This window comes from Nonlabens sp. Hel1_33_55, from assembly GCF_900101765.1.
Taxonomy (GTDB): Bacteria; Bacteroidota; Bacteroidia; order Flavobacteriales; family Flavobacteriaceae; genus Nonlabens.
Map to the genome: position 1 here is coordinate 93,834 of NZ_LT627735.1, position 14,869 is coordinate 108,702.

The 14,869-nt window shown below is 38.7% G+C and carries 17 protein-coding genes; 6 read left to right on the top strand and 11 right to left on the bottom strand.

Translation table 11 applies throughout. The features are described 5' to 3' along the window. Positions 1-109: 109 nt before the first annotated feature. Entirely contained in the window at positions 110-664 is a 555-nt protein-coding gene (locus BLO34_RS00370; protein WP_090751577.1) for a thioredoxin family protein, read from the bottom strand. 129 nt (positions 665-793) lie between these two features. Between BLO34_RS00370 and BLO34_RS00375 the strand changes: the two genes are divergently transcribed. Together BLO34_RS00375 and BLO34_RS00380 are read left to right on the top strand one after the other, a co-directional pair. After that, positions 794-1,114 carry a phosphoribosylpyrophosphate synthetase gene (locus BLO34_RS00375; protein ID WP_090751579.1) on the top strand — a complete coding sequence of 107 codons (321 nt, stop codon included), beginning with the start codon at positions 794-796 and terminating at the stop codon, positions 1,112-1,114. Further along, positions 1,098-1,439 (top strand): tRNA-binding protein, encoded by a 342-nt coding sequence (locus BLO34_RS00380; RefSeq protein ID WP_090751581.1) that lies wholly within the window; start codon positions 1,098-1,100, stop codon positions 1,437-1,439. The genes BLO34_RS00375 and BLO34_RS00380 overlap by 17 nt, the downstream gene beginning before the upstream one ends. Before the next feature lie 2 nt (positions 1,440-1,441). Here the strand turns inward: BLO34_RS00380 and BLO34_RS14510 are convergent, their stop codons facing one another. After that, positions 1,442-1,609 carry a Lacal_2735 family protein gene (locus BLO34_RS14510; protein WP_157686573.1) on the bottom strand — a complete coding sequence of 56 codons (168 nt, stop codon included), beginning with the start codon at positions 1,607-1,609 and terminating at the stop codon, positions 1,442-1,444. Positions 1,610-1,630: 21 nt separating this feature from the next. Then, positions 1,631-2,473 carry a 23S rRNA (adenine(1618)-N(6))-methyltransferase RlmF gene (gene rlmF, locus BLO34_RS00385; RefSeq protein ID WP_090751583.1) on the bottom strand — a complete coding sequence of 281 codons (843 nt, stop codon included), beginning with the start codon at positions 2,471-2,473 and terminating at the stop codon, positions 1,631-1,633. A gap of 273 nt (positions 2,474-2,746) precedes the next feature. Here rlmF and BLO34_RS00390 point away from each other — a divergent pair, with 273 nt between their 5' ends. The 3 genes from BLO34_RS00390 to BLO34_RS00400 all read left to right on the top strand — a co-directional run bounded on the left by BLO34_RS00390 (position 2,747) and on the right by BLO34_RS00400 (position 6,121). Continuing rightward, a complete protein-coding gene (locus BLO34_RS00390) occupies positions 2,747-4,096 on the top strand; it encodes a DEAD/DEAH box helicase (RefSeq protein ID WP_090751585.1) in 1,350 nt (449 codons plus the stop codon). 110 nt (positions 4,097-4,206) lie between these two features. Continuing rightward, the gene (locus BLO34_RS00395; protein ID WP_157686575.1) at positions 4,207-4,731 is read left to right on the top strand and encodes an OmpH family outer membrane protein; all 525 of its coding nucleotides are present in this window, start codon (positions 4,207-4,209) and stop codon (positions 4,729-4,731) included. 94 nt (positions 4,732-4,825) lie between these two features. Next, the gene (locus tag BLO34_RS00400) at positions 4,826-6,121 is read left to right on the top strand and encodes an APC family permease (RefSeq protein ID WP_090751589.1); all 1,296 of its coding nucleotides are present in this window, start codon (positions 4,826-4,828) and stop codon (positions 6,119-6,121) included. 71 nt (positions 6,122-6,192) lie between these two features. Here the strand turns inward: BLO34_RS00400 and BLO34_RS00405 are convergent, their stop codons facing one another. The 6 genes from BLO34_RS00405 to BLO34_RS00430 form a co-directional block, all read right to left on the bottom strand. Continuing rightward, the gene (locus BLO34_RS00405) at positions 6,193-6,921 is read right to left on the bottom strand and encodes a heavy metal translocating P-type ATPase (RefSeq protein ID WP_090751591.1); all 729 of its coding nucleotides are present in this window, start codon (positions 6,919-6,921) and stop codon (positions 6,193-6,195) included. Between the two features lie 10 nt (positions 6,922-6,931). Further along, positions 6,932-8,158 (bottom strand): permease, encoded by a 1,227-nt coding sequence (locus BLO34_RS00410; RefSeq protein WP_090751593.1) that lies wholly within the window; start codon positions 8,156-8,158, stop codon positions 6,932-6,934. 2 nt (positions 8,159-8,160) lie between these two features. Then, positions 8,161-9,045, bottom strand: a complete 885-nt coding sequence (locus tag BLO34_RS00415) for an NHL repeat-containing protein (protein ID WP_090751596.1) — start codon at positions 9,043-9,045, stop codon at positions 8,161-8,163. Next, a complete protein-coding gene (locus BLO34_RS00420) occupies positions 9,045-9,677 on the bottom strand; it encodes a heavy-metal-associated domain-containing protein (protein WP_090751597.1) in 633 nt (210 codons plus the stop codon). The genes BLO34_RS00415 and BLO34_RS00420 overlap by 1 nt, the downstream gene beginning before the upstream one ends. A gap of 19 nt (positions 9,678-9,696) precedes the next feature. Then, entirely contained in the window at positions 9,697-10,461 is a 765-nt protein-coding gene (locus tag BLO34_RS00425; RefSeq protein ID WP_090751599.1) for a hypothetical protein, read from the bottom strand. A 69-nt stretch (positions 10,462-10,530) separates the two neighbouring features. Continuing rightward, positions 10,531-10,944: an HYC_CC_PP family protein gene (locus BLO34_RS00430; RefSeq protein WP_090751601.1), complete on the bottom strand. Its 414-nt coding sequence runs from the start codon at positions 10,942-10,944 to the stop codon at positions 10,531-10,533. A gap of 114 nt (positions 10,945-11,058) precedes the next feature. Here BLO34_RS00430 and BLO34_RS00435 point away from each other — a divergent pair, with 114 nt between their 5' ends. Next, complete coding sequence (locus BLO34_RS00435) at positions 11,059-12,795, top strand: mechanosensitive ion channel family protein (RefSeq protein ID WP_090751603.1); 1,737 nt, start codon at positions 11,059-11,061, stop codon at positions 12,793-12,795. Here the strand turns inward: BLO34_RS00435 and BLO34_RS00440 are convergent. Further along, on the bottom strand, positions 12,786-13,202 hold the full coding sequence (locus tag BLO34_RS00440) for a response regulator (protein ID WP_090751605.1): 417 nt from the start codon (positions 13,200-13,202) through the stop codon (positions 12,786-12,788). The genes BLO34_RS00435 and BLO34_RS00440 overlap by 10 nt on opposite strands. Positions 13,203-13,205: 3 nt before the next feature. Continuing rightward, on the bottom strand, positions 13,206-14,507 hold the full coding sequence (locus tag BLO34_RS00445) for a sensor histidine kinase (protein ID WP_090751607.1): 1,302 nt from the start codon (positions 14,505-14,507) through the stop codon (positions 13,206-13,208). Positions 14,508-14,869: the final 362 nt, after the last annotated feature.

Below are 14,869 nucleotides of genomic sequence, written 5' to 3' on the forward strand. Positions count from 1 at the left end.
GAGTGGACTAATACTTCAATAATTTAACTCAACGAGATGCTGAAATAAATTCAGCCTGACAGAATCTTGATTATAAAACTGAAAACTGCCACTGTAACTAAGTACTATTTCATTTCCACTTAATCCCACAACCCATACTAGGTTTTTGGTTTTTGGGAACCTCTTTATTACCTAATAATGCATCGAGAGCTTCTCGAATGGATCTTCCGGTTAGTGGGATCCCATTCTTAGGTCTGGAATCGTCCAGCTGGCCGCGATAGACTAATTCGTCTTCGCTGTCAAATACATAGAAATCTGGAGTACAGGCAGCGTCATAAGCTTTGGCGATTTCTTGAGTTTCATCATATAAATAAGGGAACGGATAATCGTTACGGTCTGCCACTCTGGACATGTATCTAGGTCCATCTTGATTGTAGGCGCCTACATCATTGCTGGAAATAGCCACAAAACCAAAACCTGTCACTCGGTAATCATTGGCCAGTCGGACCAATTCTTCATTTACATGGATCACAAACGGACAGTGGTTACAGATGAACATCACCACAGTACCTTTCTCGCCTTTGATATCTTGAAAATTAAAACGGTTACCAGATACGGTGTCCAGTAAATCAAATTCAGGTGCTTTGGTGCCTAGCGGCAACATCGTGGATGGAGTCAATGCCATTGATAAATAGTTTATTTCTAAATATAGGTCGTATAGAAGCACCATTCGTTATCATTTGGACTATTAAAATTTTGATAAGCGTTCCAGACATCGCGTTAGCAATCCTTAGCTTTATAAAAAAGAACCACCATGAGCGAATTCAAAAACGGATACGATACTTTATCAAAAGCGATAGAGGATTTACAGTCAATGGGATATAATGTAGATTATGACCTTGTAGAAGATGGACTGAAATCAAAGGACTTAAAGAAAAAATGGAAAGCAGAAGAACTGGAAGTAAAAAAATTCTACCGTTTTGAAGGTGTTTCTGATCCTGGTGACAATACCATTTTATACGTGATTGAATGTAACGACGGTAATAAAGGTTTGCTAGTTGATGCTTATGGAGCAGATGTTTACATCTCGCCAGAGATGATTGAAAAACTAAGAATGAATGAAGAAAAACCTTAATTGGGAAGAATTTTCTAAAATAGATATGCGCGTCGGCACTATTGTCGGCGCGCAGTTGTTTCCAGAAGCTCGCAAACCTGCCTATAAATTGGAGATCGATTTTGGTAAGGAAATAGGGATTAAGAAAACCAGCGCTCAAATAACAGATCATTACAAACTTGAGGATCTTGTAGATAAACAGATCATCGCTGTGGTTAACTTTCCACCTAAACAGATAGCCAACTTTATGAGCGAGTGTCTTGTTCTGGGATCTGTAGATCCAGATAACAAAGTGATTTTGTTGCAGCCAGAACGCCATGCTCAAAACGGCGACAGAGTTAGTTAAATCTATTTATTAAGCGCATCCAGCTTTTTAGCAACTTCATCTGCCTTGGCATAAGCCGCATCGCTGGCCGTACGGTCAGTATTGGATAGTCGATGATAGTCTGCCATCAACTTTTTATATTGTTCTTGCAGCTTTTCAGCTTCCGTTTTCTTTTTGAATAATCCGAACATGTTTTTTCTTTAAGTCGCCTTTTATTTACCTTCTTTACTGAATCTCCATGCCAGTATGCGCGATTCCTTATTTCCCGTTTGCATGGTTATCACCTGGACTTCTGCCTTTAGTTTTTTTGCTAGTTTTTCAAGTTTTGGCACATTGCGCTTTCGCGAAAGCAGACTCGTAAACCATCCTACCTGCTCCTTAAAATCTGCTGATTCCTTGATGAGCCTTTTTACAAATAAGGCCTCACCACCGTTGCACCAAAGCTCGTGCGACATACCGGCAAAATTGCGGCTTTCTTCACTTGTACCTAGTTTGCGCTGTTTTTTGAGATTCTCCTTTTCGGCTTCTTCAGCACTCGCATAAAATGGAGGATTACACATCACGAAATCAAATTTTTCGCCATCCTTAATAATGCCTTGCAGGATGTTGGATCGATTCACCTGATGCCTGATTTCAATTTCTGGATTCTTGAGTGTGTTATCTTTCGCATGAGCGATACTCGTCTCGTCCACATCGCAGCCTACCATTTTGTAGTTATAAATAGCGTTACCTAGAATAGGATAAATCGCACTCGCACCGCAGCCTATGTCCAGACCCGTTTTCTCACCTTTTCCTATAAGGTCTGAGATATGATGAATGTAATCTGCACGTCCGGGAATAGGTGGATACAGGCTACCAGCCGGCAATTTCCAGTACTTGATATTGTAGTGATGCTTGAGCAGCGCCGTGTTGAACTCGAGAATGGATTCTGGCTTACTGAAGTCGATCGTGGTGGCTCCATCTAGAGTTTTGGTAAAATGAGGCTCCAGCGCTGGATGGGATTCGGCCAGTTTGACAAAGTCATAACCGTACCTGTGGACGTTTCTTAAATGCATGCGGCAAAGGTAAACTTACTGAGAATCTAAATCGAAATTTAAACTTAAACCCAAATGAATATTTAATACAAGAACAAGTTATATAATAAACAGAAAAGCTTTTGAGAATTCATATCAAAGCCAGCAACCGTGACCTTTAATTGCAGTAGACCCAATTGATGACTTGTTTGATTGCAGATGAGTTCGCTTTCGCGAAAGCGAGATCGCCACAAACCATTGTATTTTAATTAAAGTTCAAATTCTCAAAGAAGTACCTTTGCAAAAATTACCACGATGAAGAAATTTGAGGAATTAGGACTGAAAACGCCTTTACAAAACGGATTGGACGATCTGGGTTTTGAAACCATGACGCCTATTCAGGATGAAGCTTTTCCAGCCATTCTTTCTGGTCGTGACATGATTGGGATTGCACAGACAGGTACTGGTAAAACCTTGGGTTACATGTTGCCGTTGCTGCATGAACTCAAGTATAGCGAGAGTCTGGATCCACGATATTTGGTTCTTGTTCCTACGCGGGAACTGGTTGTTCAAGTGGTAGAGCAGATTGAGGCTTACGCAAAATACATAAACGTGCGAGTGATAGGCGTTTATGGAGGTACTAATATCAATACTCAGAAAAAGGCACTAGGTGACGGGTGCGACATCGTTGTGGCAACACCAGGTAGATTGTATGATTTGATCGTGGCACAATCTGTCAAGTTCAAATTTTGCAAAAAAGTAGTGATTGATGAGGTAGATGTGATGCTGGATCTAGGATTCAGATTCCAGCTGAATAATATTTTTGATCACTTGCCTACCAAGAGACAAAATATCATGTTTTCTGCAACGATGACTGATGATATTGAAGAGTTTATCAGGTCGTTTTTTTCCAATCCACTTAAGATAAGCATTGCTGTATCTGGAACACCGCTTGAAAATATCGAGCAAACGAGTTATCCAGTTCCTAACTTCTATACCAAAGCCAATCTATTGATGCATCTATTATCAGATGCTTCGGTTTTTTCAAAAGTGTTGGTCTTTGTTCCCAACAAGAAAAGCGCTGATCGTTTACAGGAAGTAATGTCTCCTCATTATGGTAGCGAGATTGCAGTGATACATTCCAACAAAACCCAAAATTACCGTTTGCGAAGTATTGAATTATTTGATTCTGGCACTTCTCGTATCCTAATAGCCACTGATGTTATGGCTCGTGGACTTGACCTCTCTAAAGTCTCTCACGTTATAAATCTGGATGTACCGCGATTTCCTGAAAACTATATGCACCGCATAGGAAGAACCGGCCGTGCCGAAGAAAAAGGTAAATCTATATTGTTTTTTACCGAAGATGAAGAGCAGAATAAGGAAGCTATTGAATCGTTGATGAATCAACCCATCGAGGTTCTTGATTTTCCTGAAGAAGTTGAAATCTCAAAACAAAAAACTCCAGAAGAAAGTCCCGTGTTGAGAGAAACTCACAACCCGCATAAAATCATTGAAGAGGAACGAGGCGATTCTTTTCATGAGAAAAAGGATAAGAATAAAAAAGAGAATCAAGGTGGCAGCTACCGCAGGGAAATTGCCAAAAAATATAAGAAGCCAAAAACCCGTGGAGATAAGAACGCCAACAGGCGCAGAAAAAAATAATTTTTATAATTAAACGATCTGGACAAAAAGTGGTCTAGTATTTGAAATACCCATGAAAATTAGTCTCAAAATAAGTGAATGCTTATCTTGCGGCCTTTAAAATCCTTAAAATGAAAAAAGTACTTTTATTATTATTCTTAGTAGCAGGAACAGCAATGGCACAAACAGGATTTGTGCAGTATGAAGCCATTCTTGCAAGCATGCCAGAAGTTGAACCTATACGTAAAGAACTAGGTGATTTAACCACAAAATTACGTGGAGAACTTGAAAGCGCAGAAGCAAAATCTGCAGAAAAACTTCAAGATCTACAATATCAAGCGCAAAAGCCTGGTGTAACTGTAGAGCAAAAGCAAAGTCTTGCTCAACAAGCTCAAGCATTGCAATCTGAATTTGCAAATGCCTCTAAGGCAGCAGAGCTTCAATTGGGAGCTAAAGAGAATGACTTAATGAAGCCAATTCTTACTAAATTGAATGAAGCTATTCAAGCCGTTTCCAAGGAGAAAGGTTTGAAACTAGTAGTAAATGCTTCTCAGGTAGTTTATTCTGAACCTGGAGCAAATATCTCTATTGATGTTGCAAAACGTTTAGGCATCCAGATTGATGCTGACGGTACTGCCGCAGCAGCAGGTAACTAAATTCAAATTACCATATTTTAAAAGTCCAGCTTGTTAGCTGGACTTTTTTTATGATCTATTTTAAATTAGATTTATTGTCCTAATTGACAAAGGCATGAGTAAAGAAAGGATTTCTTTGAGAGGAGCTATTTCCATAGGCGTTGGCGGCATGGTAGGTGGCGGTATTTTTGCCGTATTAGGATTAGCTATTTCTTTATCAAAAGGAGCCACTCCAGTAGCATTTCTTATAGCAGGAATCATTGCTTTATTTACAGCATATAGTTACTCCAAACTATCTATCGCTTTTCCAGATAGCGGTGGTACAGTAAAGTTCATTAATGAAGGATTTGGTAAAAATACTTTTAGTGGTGGATTAAATAATCTGTTATGGATCAGTTACATCATTATGCTTGCGTTGTATGCAAGTGCTTTTGGATCCTATGCGCCTAATTTGTATTCTATAACAGGAGAGAACGCTACAGATTCTCATATCTATATTACAGCAATCGTTTTGGTGGGAACCATCATCAACTATTTCAGTGCCAAGCTGGTCAGCAACATCGAGAGCTATGCGGTCATCGTGAAGGTTTTTATTTTGCTGGGATTTATAGGTATAGGCGCATACGGTTTAATCGGTAGCGATCATGTGTCTCAATTAAACCCTTCAAATTGGGAAGGAGCCTTCCAGATTATCACTGGCGGTATGGTGATTTTCGTCGCCTACGAGGGTTTTGAACTGATTGCCAATTCCGTTTCAGGTTTGAGCGATCCAGAGAAAAATATACCAAAGGCTTATTTCTATTCCGTTGGGTTCGTGGTGCTGTTATATATTGCTATAGCCATCATTGCTGTAGGTTCGTTATCATTTGGTGAGATTAGTAAGGCAAAAGATTATGTGTTGTCTGAAGTGGCCCGACCATCCTTAGGTCAGGCAGGCTTTACCATTATGACCATAGCTGCTTTGATATCTACATTTTCAGCTATCAATGCAACGCTATACGGTGGTTCGAGAGTTAATTTTAAAGTTGCAAAAGAGGATGAACTACCACATGAATTCACGGCTAAATTATGGAATCATCCAGTAGGACTCGCGATAATTTCTATCGCAACCTTACTTCTGGCAAATCTGGCTCAGCTGGAAAGTATTTCAACCTCTGGTAGTGCAGGTTTCTTACTGCTCTTTGCCGTTGTGAATTACACGGCATATAAAAAGAGATCTGACATCAAGGCCAGTAGCATCTTGACGATCATTGGGACGATTTTGTGTGCCGTGGCATTTGTTGTGCTTATTGTACAGCAAACGCAGAGCAATTTGACCGGAGTCTTAATTATCGCTGGCATAATTGCCGCCTGCTTCTTGATGGAATACATCTATAAGAGATCAGAAAAAAACAATAAGGCTGCTGATTAGATCGCTTTCGTACTTCGGCTGCGCTCAGAATGAACTTCTGCATCGCCCTGCTCCTTGAAAGCGAAATTCATCTAGCTTATCAACATCAAAATTGCCATAACTATCATGATGGCGTTTTCGATAAATGTAGCTTCTGTCATAGGGAGTTTTAGTGCAGTTCCAAGACAAGCGCATTGTATGGACTTTTTGTCCAGCAACGTTTTAGATACGCCTATAGTGGTAATACCTAGCACGATTAATGTGACAATAAGCGCGATGTTGACTTCAAAACGCATCAAGAACATTAATCCCAGCGCCGTCTCAATAAACGGATAGATCCAGCCATAAGCGGGAATGACCTTCGCTAACGGATCGTACATTCTAAAACTATCTGGGAAACCTTTCAGGTCCAATATTTTAAAGAAACTAAAGACAATAAAAAACAGTCCCATAAAATCGAGCATGGCCTCATTCCAGTTCGCTCTTGAATAATTGAGAAGTACGGTAGCTACGGCAATGTATCCCAATATAATCAGTAGTGGCTGTAGTTGCTTCAGCTTTGATTTTTCTGGTTTCGATTCTAGGTTGCTTGAGCTGCTCTTAAAAATATTGGTCTCCTGTTTTTGCTGGATGGTGTATTTATCAGGCAATGCATTTTGGAACGTTTGTACATTGATATGATGATTCATCTTGATAGTCGCTGTCTTGCTATCCAAATCTACTGATGCATTTTCCACACCATCCATATTATTGAGAACCTCTTCAACATGAGAGCGACAGCCATTGCAGGTCATACCAGTTACTGAATAGGAATGTTTCATAATGTAAGAGCTAAAGAATAAAAAACTTAGTTAGTAGGCCACCAGCCAGCCATAAATAACAACCTAATGCTGCATATTTCATGATATTTTCTAGCAAGGTACTTTTGGGCGCCATCTCGCTCATCGAGTGATCGACATCCTTTTTTTTGAAAAATCCTAGATAAACCAAATATCCTGAAACTATCAAGAAGGCAAGATTGAGAAAGAAGGTATAATCTATCTTGAAATATTCACTGTCTTGAATTTTTACTTGACTGGGATCTGGAAGAACACTCAGTAAATCAAAGCTGTAATGAAGCGCCAGTGAAGTACCGATTAATGCTGTAAACAATAAAAACAAAATGAATAATGACATCTTCCAACCGTAATAACGTGCGTTGATTCTTAATACGGGAAATACCACCAGATCGCTAAATATAAATGCCATCACACCGGCAAAACTCACACCTTTACCCAGCAGCAATGCCGCTAACGGAATGTTTCCCATAGAGCCAATGAATGTGATAAAAGCGACCACAGGTCCAACAATAATATGTTCGAGAATTTCAAAAAAGGTAAAATCAGTATTTCCTTGACCCGTGTTTATAAATAGTGTCTCAAAGAAAGAATCAGGAATGAACACGGCCACAATACCAGCGATGGTAAAACCAACGGTAACATCTTTCCAGACCATTTGCCATTCCATCTTGTACTTTTTGGAAACTAGTGCCCAGCTTTTTTCATCAACGATCTGCTTTTTCCAATCTCTGGAATCATCGTCAGATTCGCTATCACTATCGTTCAAGTTTTCGCGAGCCTTTTCGATCAGTTTTTTAGGATTGATAATTCTGATGAGCATCCAACTTATCAGAATTAAAAGAACTCCACCTACATATTCACCTACTACAAATTGCCATCCCAAGAATATCGATATAATAATTCCCAATTCGATCACCAGATTTGTTGAAGCCAGCAAAAAAGCGATGCTCGATATAAAACTCGCTCCCTTTTTGAAAATAGATTTAGTTGATGCTAGCGCTGCAAAGCTGCAGGAACTACTTATAAATCCGAAGAAAGTTCCTAGCAGCACTCCTTTACCTTCAGCGCCGCCCATGGTTTCCTGCATGCGCTTTTCTGTTACAAAAATCTGAATCATACTGCTGATTATATAACCCAAGGCAAATGCCCATAGCGCCATCCAGAAAAATCCAACAGATGTATAGGCTGCTTCTCCCCAATTTTTCAAGAAATTACTCATTCTTATTTCTCTTCAGATGCGATAGGTTGTAATGTGTATCTCACCATTTCACCATTACGGTAATTCGTGATGAGAAGCATGTTATCAATAACAATAAGATCTGTAGGCTTATCGATACTTGTTTCCAATACTTGTTTCACTTGATAATCCATCCCAAAAACAATCACACGATCGTTCTCAAAATCGGTTAGGAAAATCTCGTTCTCACTGACGTAAATTCCAGTGGCTGCGTTGAGGTTTTCATCTTGACCAAATTGAGCCAGCACCTTGCCGGTTTTGTCAAACACCTGTCCGCGATTGTTGTAGGCATCTGCTACATAAATTTTATCTTCTGTGATTTGAACATCTGTAGGATAATAAAAATCACCCATCGCATTTCCTTCTTTGCCAAAACTCATCCACTCGCTACCGTTATAATAGAGAATTCTATTGGTATAGAAATCTGCAATTGCGATCTCATCGTCATAAACACTAATTCCAGCTGGTGCATCGAGAGAATCATTTAAAATTAAATAATCCATTTTATTATCTCGCATCACAGCGATGGAATCGCGACCGTATTCTGGTACAAACAGGGCTCTTTCCTTAAGCATGGAGGTTTTCATCTTATCCGTAATCTGCATATCTGCTTTTCCAAAATCGATATGCATGGGACGATCAAAACCGTCCATTTCAAACATGATATCTCCATCACTATTGACCTTAAGAACCCGATTGTGATCACCGTCGCTCAAGAAAATATCGTTACCATCTGCAGCTATACCTATGGGATTAATACCATCCAAAGCCACCACTTTTTCAAAAAGCCATTCTTTAGGTTGGTCGTCATTCTCATTACAAGAAACCATCCCGAAGAAAATCGGGATGATGTATATCCATTTGTTCATTATATCGCTCTTTTGTAGTGACAACAAGCAGGTAACGCATCATAAGTGGCGTCGCTTGACTTTGCGATTTTGGTATCGTGACCCACTTTTGCCATGTTACTGGCAACGGCTTCCTTATTTGTTTTTGAAGGATTGTGAGAAATGGTGAGCATTTTGGTTTTTTCATCCCATTCTGCTGTAGAAACTCCAGCGAGACTTGTCGCTGCTTTCTCGATACGCGCCTTGCACATACCGCATTTACCGTTGACGTACATTTTGGTCATCGTTACATCTGTGCTTGCGATTGCCGCGCTGTTTGAAGCATTTGTTTCCACCTTACCGTTTGCTCTCGTGATTGTAGCCAGCTTTGGCGTGTATCCTGCTTTTTCTACTTGAGATACCACTGCGTCCATAGTTAATGCTTTATCTGATGGATAGGAAAAAGAGAAATCTCCAGTCTCGATATCGATTTTGACATCTTTAATTCCCTTGAATTCCTTGAACTTTTTCTCAAGTCCATAGGCGCAGAATGGGCAACCTAGACCATCGACCTGTACTTTATATTGGTCTCTTTGATTTGATTTTTGAGCGTCCGCTTTCGCGAAAGCGAACAAGCTAAAAGCTATACTTAGAATAATTGCTATATGTTTCATGATGTTGTTTTTATATTGTTTAAAAGGTGTAGCGTGTTCCTAAAAACACAGAATAATTTAGGGCTCTATTATCTGGAATATCTTGAACCAAAGGTAATTGCACGGCAAGGTCAAAAGTGATATTCTTGCGGGCATACTGGATACCTTGAGCGTACAATAGCTGGTACCAGTCGCGTTCATGCAACCAGGCGCTCGTGTATTCAAAATAGAGATTTACTTGTTTATTTGGGTATTGCGGTTGAAGCAATGGCAATCCAAAACCTAGCTTAGTACGGAATTCATCCATAGTTCCATTAGGCATGGAATTGTAACCTATTTCTGAAGAAATCCCATACTTAAGCGTTTCCAGTCCAGCAACCACGCCGTAGTAACCAGCGTACTTTCCAGTGCTCAAATCCATGAGATCCAATTCCTCACCGGTAGGCAAGGTCTGTAAGGTTTTTGCAACCATACGAAAGGTTCTTCCAGTTCCATCCTTGCGGTAGAATTGATATTTCCCCAATAACTTGATATCTGCCAGGGAACTACCACTGGCGTCATCAAGATCGTAATTTATGTAAGGTAAATGCACAGCAACCAAACTGTTTGATGTAGGCAAGTAGTGCAACATCAATGGTACGTAAATGGAAGTTCCACGTTCTGTATTCCTAATTTCGGTTAGGGTCTTTGTTGTAAAACTGCCGCCACCTAGCATGATGGGCTTGTCGGCTGTAATTGGAGGTCCTTGTGAGTACGCTTTCGCGAAAGCGAAAAACATACAAGCCACCAGAATATATTGTTTCATTGAATATTAGATTGAATTTGACTTTAATAAAAGAACGAGATCAATCGTCCTGCAAAAGGCAAAAGCAATCTAAATAAGAAAAGAATCGTGTAGTAGAAATAAATCGCGACCTAATAAAGGCGGCGATTCTTTGATCCAATGTATGCTATTAGAATTAGCTTCCAGATCAAATAAGGTAGTGTAAGAATGAGTGAATGCGGTAATGAACACAAGCTGATCAAAAGAGAATTCAAAAGCTGTTTTTTGAAGATCATCGTCGCTGTCAGATACGATGTGTTTATCGTCGCAACAACCCATGTCTCTCATAAGGTCGTGCATTTCTGGATCTGCATCCTGCATGGCGCAACTTTGAGCATCACTATTGAGAGCTATATTCACAATATCATCTCCACAAAAATGCGCTGCTATGCTAAACGATGTAGTCGTAAGCAACAGCAGTAGCGCCATATTTATAGAAACGAATTTGTGGATCAAACTTTTCATTAGTGCAAAATTACAAAATCAATACCATAGTGCTTATTATGAGTTCTTAAATTAAGGCAAATTGATTTTTTGAGGGTTATGATATCTATATATTTATAAAAACCTTCCAGTTCTATGTTCTCCATGCGATTTTTCTATTGTCTTTTAATTCTATCTACATATATAGGTACAGCTCAGCAGGACAGTACTCAGCAAAAAAATAGACCACCTAGCAAGGAATCCGTAATTGATGAAAATGCAACTTATGGTAGCAATCCAATTCTAGAATACAACGAGTCCTATTATATACTTTCCAGAATAAATGAAAATATAGGATTACCACCTACTAAATTTAACTATAGGACTCCACAGGCGACGCTGGAAGAATTTGTTTATGCTTGCCGTGAAGAGCGTTTTAAAGATGCGGCGTACGCACTTAACCTAAATAGGATGCCTAGCAACCTTACCATTGAGCAAGCAGCTGTGCTAGCAGAGAAACTTTACTTTGTGATGGATCAACGGGTAAGCGTGCCATGGGGCGATATATCTGACCGTCCAGATGGACAGATCGATATACAGACCGCTACGAACAAAGCTATTGCTGGAAGCCCTAGACGTAGTGTGTATTTTGGCCAGATCGATCTTGATGGTCGTGATGTGAGTTTGCGACTACAGCGAGTTAAATATAAAGATTATGGCGCGTTCTGGTTGATAGGTGCAGACACGGTGGAAAATATTGAGGAATTGTATGAAGTATACGGTCCCAGAAAGCTAGAGCTCATGATGCCGCAATGGGCGAGGTTTAGTCTTGCCGGTTTACCTGTCTGGAAAATTTTGGGGACTTTTATTTTATTAGGTTTCTCGTTTTTAATTGGTAAACTAGGATCTTTCCTCGTTCGCAGATTATGTCGCAATAGCAAATTTGCCTGGCTACAGGTAGTCAGTAAAAACCTTGCAACACCAGCTGGATTTGCCATAGCTGTTCTCTTCTTTTACATTACTCTCAATTCTCTAATTAGCTACAGCGGCACCTATTCCAGTTGGTTGTATTCTATTTTATTGATTATAGTTATTTGCTCGATTACCTGGTTGATCATGAAATTGATAGACAGTTTTATGATCTATATCGCTGAAAATAGGATAGGCGATACTAATCCCGAAGAAAATAGTGAGGCGCGACAAATGTTGACTTATGTGAGTGTTGCCAGACGTGTAGTGACGTTTGTTGTGATTATAATAGGTGTCGTAGTGATCATATCACAGTTTAGATCATTGGAAAAACTGGGTATATCCTTATTAGCATCTGCCGGTGTATTAACTGTAGTGTTAGGCGTTGCCGCTCAAAGTACGTTAGGGAATATTGTTGCAGGCATCCAGATTGCACTTACTAGTCCAGCAAAAATTGGTGATACCGTTATTATAAAAGATGATTGGGGTTATGTGGAAGATATAAGGTTCACCTATATGGTTGTGAGAACATGGGATCAACGCAGGCTAGTAGTGCCATTGAAATATGTAATCAGCAATATTTTTGAAAACTGGTCCATGACTAATGCGCATCAGGTGCGACCTATCATCGTACATGCAGATTATAGAATTAACGTGCAGAAAGTGCGTGAAAAATATGAGGAATTATTAAAAAATAACGATCTATGGGATGGAGAACATGAACCTGTCCTCCAAGTTGTTGAAGCCGGTGAGGATACTATTCAAATGCGAGCTTTATGTTCTGGTAAAGATGCTAGTACCACTTGGGCTCTACATTGTGAGTTAAGAGAGCAATTAGCATCTTATATAGCAGATCTTGAAGACGGACTTTATCTTAATAGAACTCGTGTGGAGTTGGAAAAGGGACCAAAGGATCAATCATAGTTTCCTTCCAGACCTTCTATGATTTCTCTCAACATGCTTTCTTCAACAGGTTTGATAATATAATCTGTCAATTCACTTATTGATTTTGCACGTTCAATGTCTGCTGGGTCAATTGAAGACGACACCATATAAATGGTGATTTGTTTACCAACTTTAGGTTTTAATTTGACATATTCTTCCATGAATTCAAAGCCGTTCATAATAGGCATATTGATGTCTAGGAAAATTACATCTGGAAGCTCCTGTGCATTAGCAATATTGTCAATCATAAAATTGATGGCTTGTTCACCATCAGAGAAGACCAATACTTTCTTAGCAAATTTTGACTTTTCTACGGTTCTTTTGAAACCATACTGGTAGATCTCGTCATCGTCAATAAGACTTAGTATAAACGGTTTTGGACTCATGTTTTATTTTTTGAAGGTTACTATAAAGGTAGACCCTTTATCTGGAATACTATGCACATCTATGGAGCCGCCCATGGATTGAATTTGGTTTTTTGTCATAAATAAACCAATTCCTTTTGAGTTTTTATTTCGATGGAAAGTTTGATGTAAACCAAATATCTTTTTGCCCTGTCGCTCTAGATCGATTCCCAATCCATTATCCTCAACATATAATTTAATGAAATTCTTAGTGTTTTCGGTTTTAATATGAATTTGTGGCGATCTGTTATCATCACTGTACTTGAGTGCGTTACCTACCAGATTCAACATAATACTATCCATGTAAATCTTGTTGTAATTAATGAAAGGCGCACTTGAGAAATCAGATGTGATGACGGCATTTGTCTCTATTATTTCTCCTACTAATAAATCTTTGGTGTGACTTAATATGTCGTTGAAATTTAATTTTTGAGTATGAATTTCATTTTTGGTTTTGATTTTAAGTCCGTCAAGTAACACGTTAATTGTCTCGTCAAGGTGTTTGATAACGGTATTAAACTTTACAAACAGTTCATTTCTCTCTTCGTCAGATTCCGCATCCCTATAAAAATTCGATAGAAATATAAGATTACCAATAGGTGCACGTAGATTATGTGCGGTTATCTGGGCAAAATCAGACAATTGTTTGTTTGCGATAACTAAGTTTTTATTCTTTTCTCTAAGATCTTTTTGTGATGGTAGTATAACCAGAAAAAATTCAATCAATATTATAATCAGTGCAATCGCGGTAAGTATGTAGCAGATATTAACAGCGAGCCTATTTTTTCTTTCAGATTCTTCTTGTAACCAGTTGGTGATTTTCTCCATATTCAAGAGAAAATCATTTTCAAGCTTAGTTATGTTACCTACGTATAATCTTATTTGATTATCATCAGGTTCACTTATAAGCGATCGTACATTATCACTTATCTCATTAATTTGATTACCTGTTATCTTCAGAACCGAATCTACTTGTACTAGGTTATTTTCTTGTTTGTTTTTCAGCTCAAGGAAAATTTGTGCTTCTTTCCATTCCGTTACGCTTTCTGTAAGCTTCTGATCTGAATAGCTTTTTAAATTGTTCTGATTATCAAGAAGTTTGAACAAAGCCTGTTTGGTAATACGCTGGCTAAGCATACGCTGACGGCCTGATTTATTAATCATGATTGCATCTTCCTTTTGTAAGGAGATGAAATAGGCAACCGTAAACGAGATCAGTACAATCATCATCGTTATGGTGATTGTGAATATCGTATAGGACGTCTTAAGATGCTTAGTAAAATTCATAATTGTTAAAAGAGTCCGCTGTATAAATATTTAAAAAATGGATTAAATACAAATATATACGTCAAAATACTAATCATAGTTTTATTTAACGATAGGAATGGTTGATCAGCGATGTTAAATGATTCTAACTGTGTTATTTATAATCATGGTATAATCTTCAGATTACTCCTGTTTAGCGTTCAACATCGCTAATATATTCTATAAAGTCAAAAGGTCATAGCGATATCATCTGCTAATTACCGTTTATAATCACCTTTCAATTTGTTGAATTACTGTGGTAGTATTGGGTTTGAACTAGCTCAATTGATCAATTTTTAACGTCACAATTAGTGGCGATTATAGATTTCTAACAATACTGTGAT

Coding starts and splice junctions, on each gene's coding strand:
- BLO34_RS00430 (WP_090751601.1), bottom strand. CDS start 10,944: ATGAAAAGTTTGATCCACAAATTCGTTTCTATAAATATGGCGCTACTG.
- BLO34_RS00425 (WP_090751599.1), bottom strand. CDS start 10,461: ATGAAACAATATATTCTGGTGGCTTGTATGTTTTTCGCTTTCGCGAAA.
- BLO34_RS00420 (WP_090751597.1), bottom strand. CDS start 9,677: ATGAAACATATAGCAATTATTCTAAGTATAGCTTTTAGCTTGTTCGCT.
- BLO34_RS00435 (WP_090751603.1), top strand. CDS start 11,059: ATGTTCTCCATGCGATTTTTCTATTGTCTTTTAATTCTATCTACATAT.
- BLO34_RS00415 (WP_090751596.1), bottom strand. CDS start 9,045: ATGAACAAATGGATATACATCATCCCGATTTTCTTCGGGATGGTTTCT.
- BLO34_RS00440 (WP_090751605.1), bottom strand. CDS start 13,202: ATGAGTCCAAAACCGTTTATACTAAGTCTTATTGACGATGACGAGATC.
- BLO34_RS00395 (WP_157686575.1), top strand. CDS start 4,207: ATGAAAAAAGTACTTTTATTATTATTCTTAGTAGCAGGAACAGCAATG.
- BLO34_RS00445 (WP_090751607.1), bottom strand. CDS start 14,507: ATGAATTTTACTAAGCATCTTAAGACGTCCTATACGATATTCACAATC.
- BLO34_RS00380 (WP_090751581.1), top strand. CDS start 1,098: ATGAAGAAAAACCTTAATTGGGAAGAATTTTCTAAAATAGATATGCGC.
- BLO34_RS00370 (WP_090751577.1), bottom strand. CDS start 664: ATGGCATTGACTCCATCCACGATGTTGCCGCTAGGCACCAAAGCACCT.
- BLO34_RS00400 (WP_090751589.1), top strand. CDS start 4,826: ATGAGTAAAGAAAGGATTTCTTTGAGAGGAGCTATTTCCATAGGCGTT.
- BLO34_RS00390 (WP_090751585.1), top strand. CDS start 2,747: ATGAAGAAATTTGAGGAATTAGGACTGAAAACGCCTTTACAAAACGGA.
- rlmF (WP_090751583.1), bottom strand. CDS start 2,473: ATGCATTTAAGAAACGTCCACAGGTACGGTTATGACTTTGTCAAACTG.
- BLO34_RS14510 (WP_157686573.1), bottom strand. CDS start 1,609: ATGTTCGGATTATTCAAAAAGAAAACGGAAGCTGAAAAGCTGCAAGAA.
- BLO34_RS00405 (WP_090751591.1), bottom strand. CDS start 6,921: ATGAAACATTCCTATTCAGTAACTGGTATGACCTGCAATGGCTGTCGC.
- BLO34_RS00410 (WP_090751593.1), bottom strand. CDS start 8,158: ATGAGTAATTTCTTGAAAAATTGGGGAGAAGCAGCCTATACATCTGTT.
- BLO34_RS00375 (WP_090751579.1), top strand. CDS start 794: ATGAGCGAATTCAAAAACGGATACGATACTTTATCAAAAGCGATAGAG.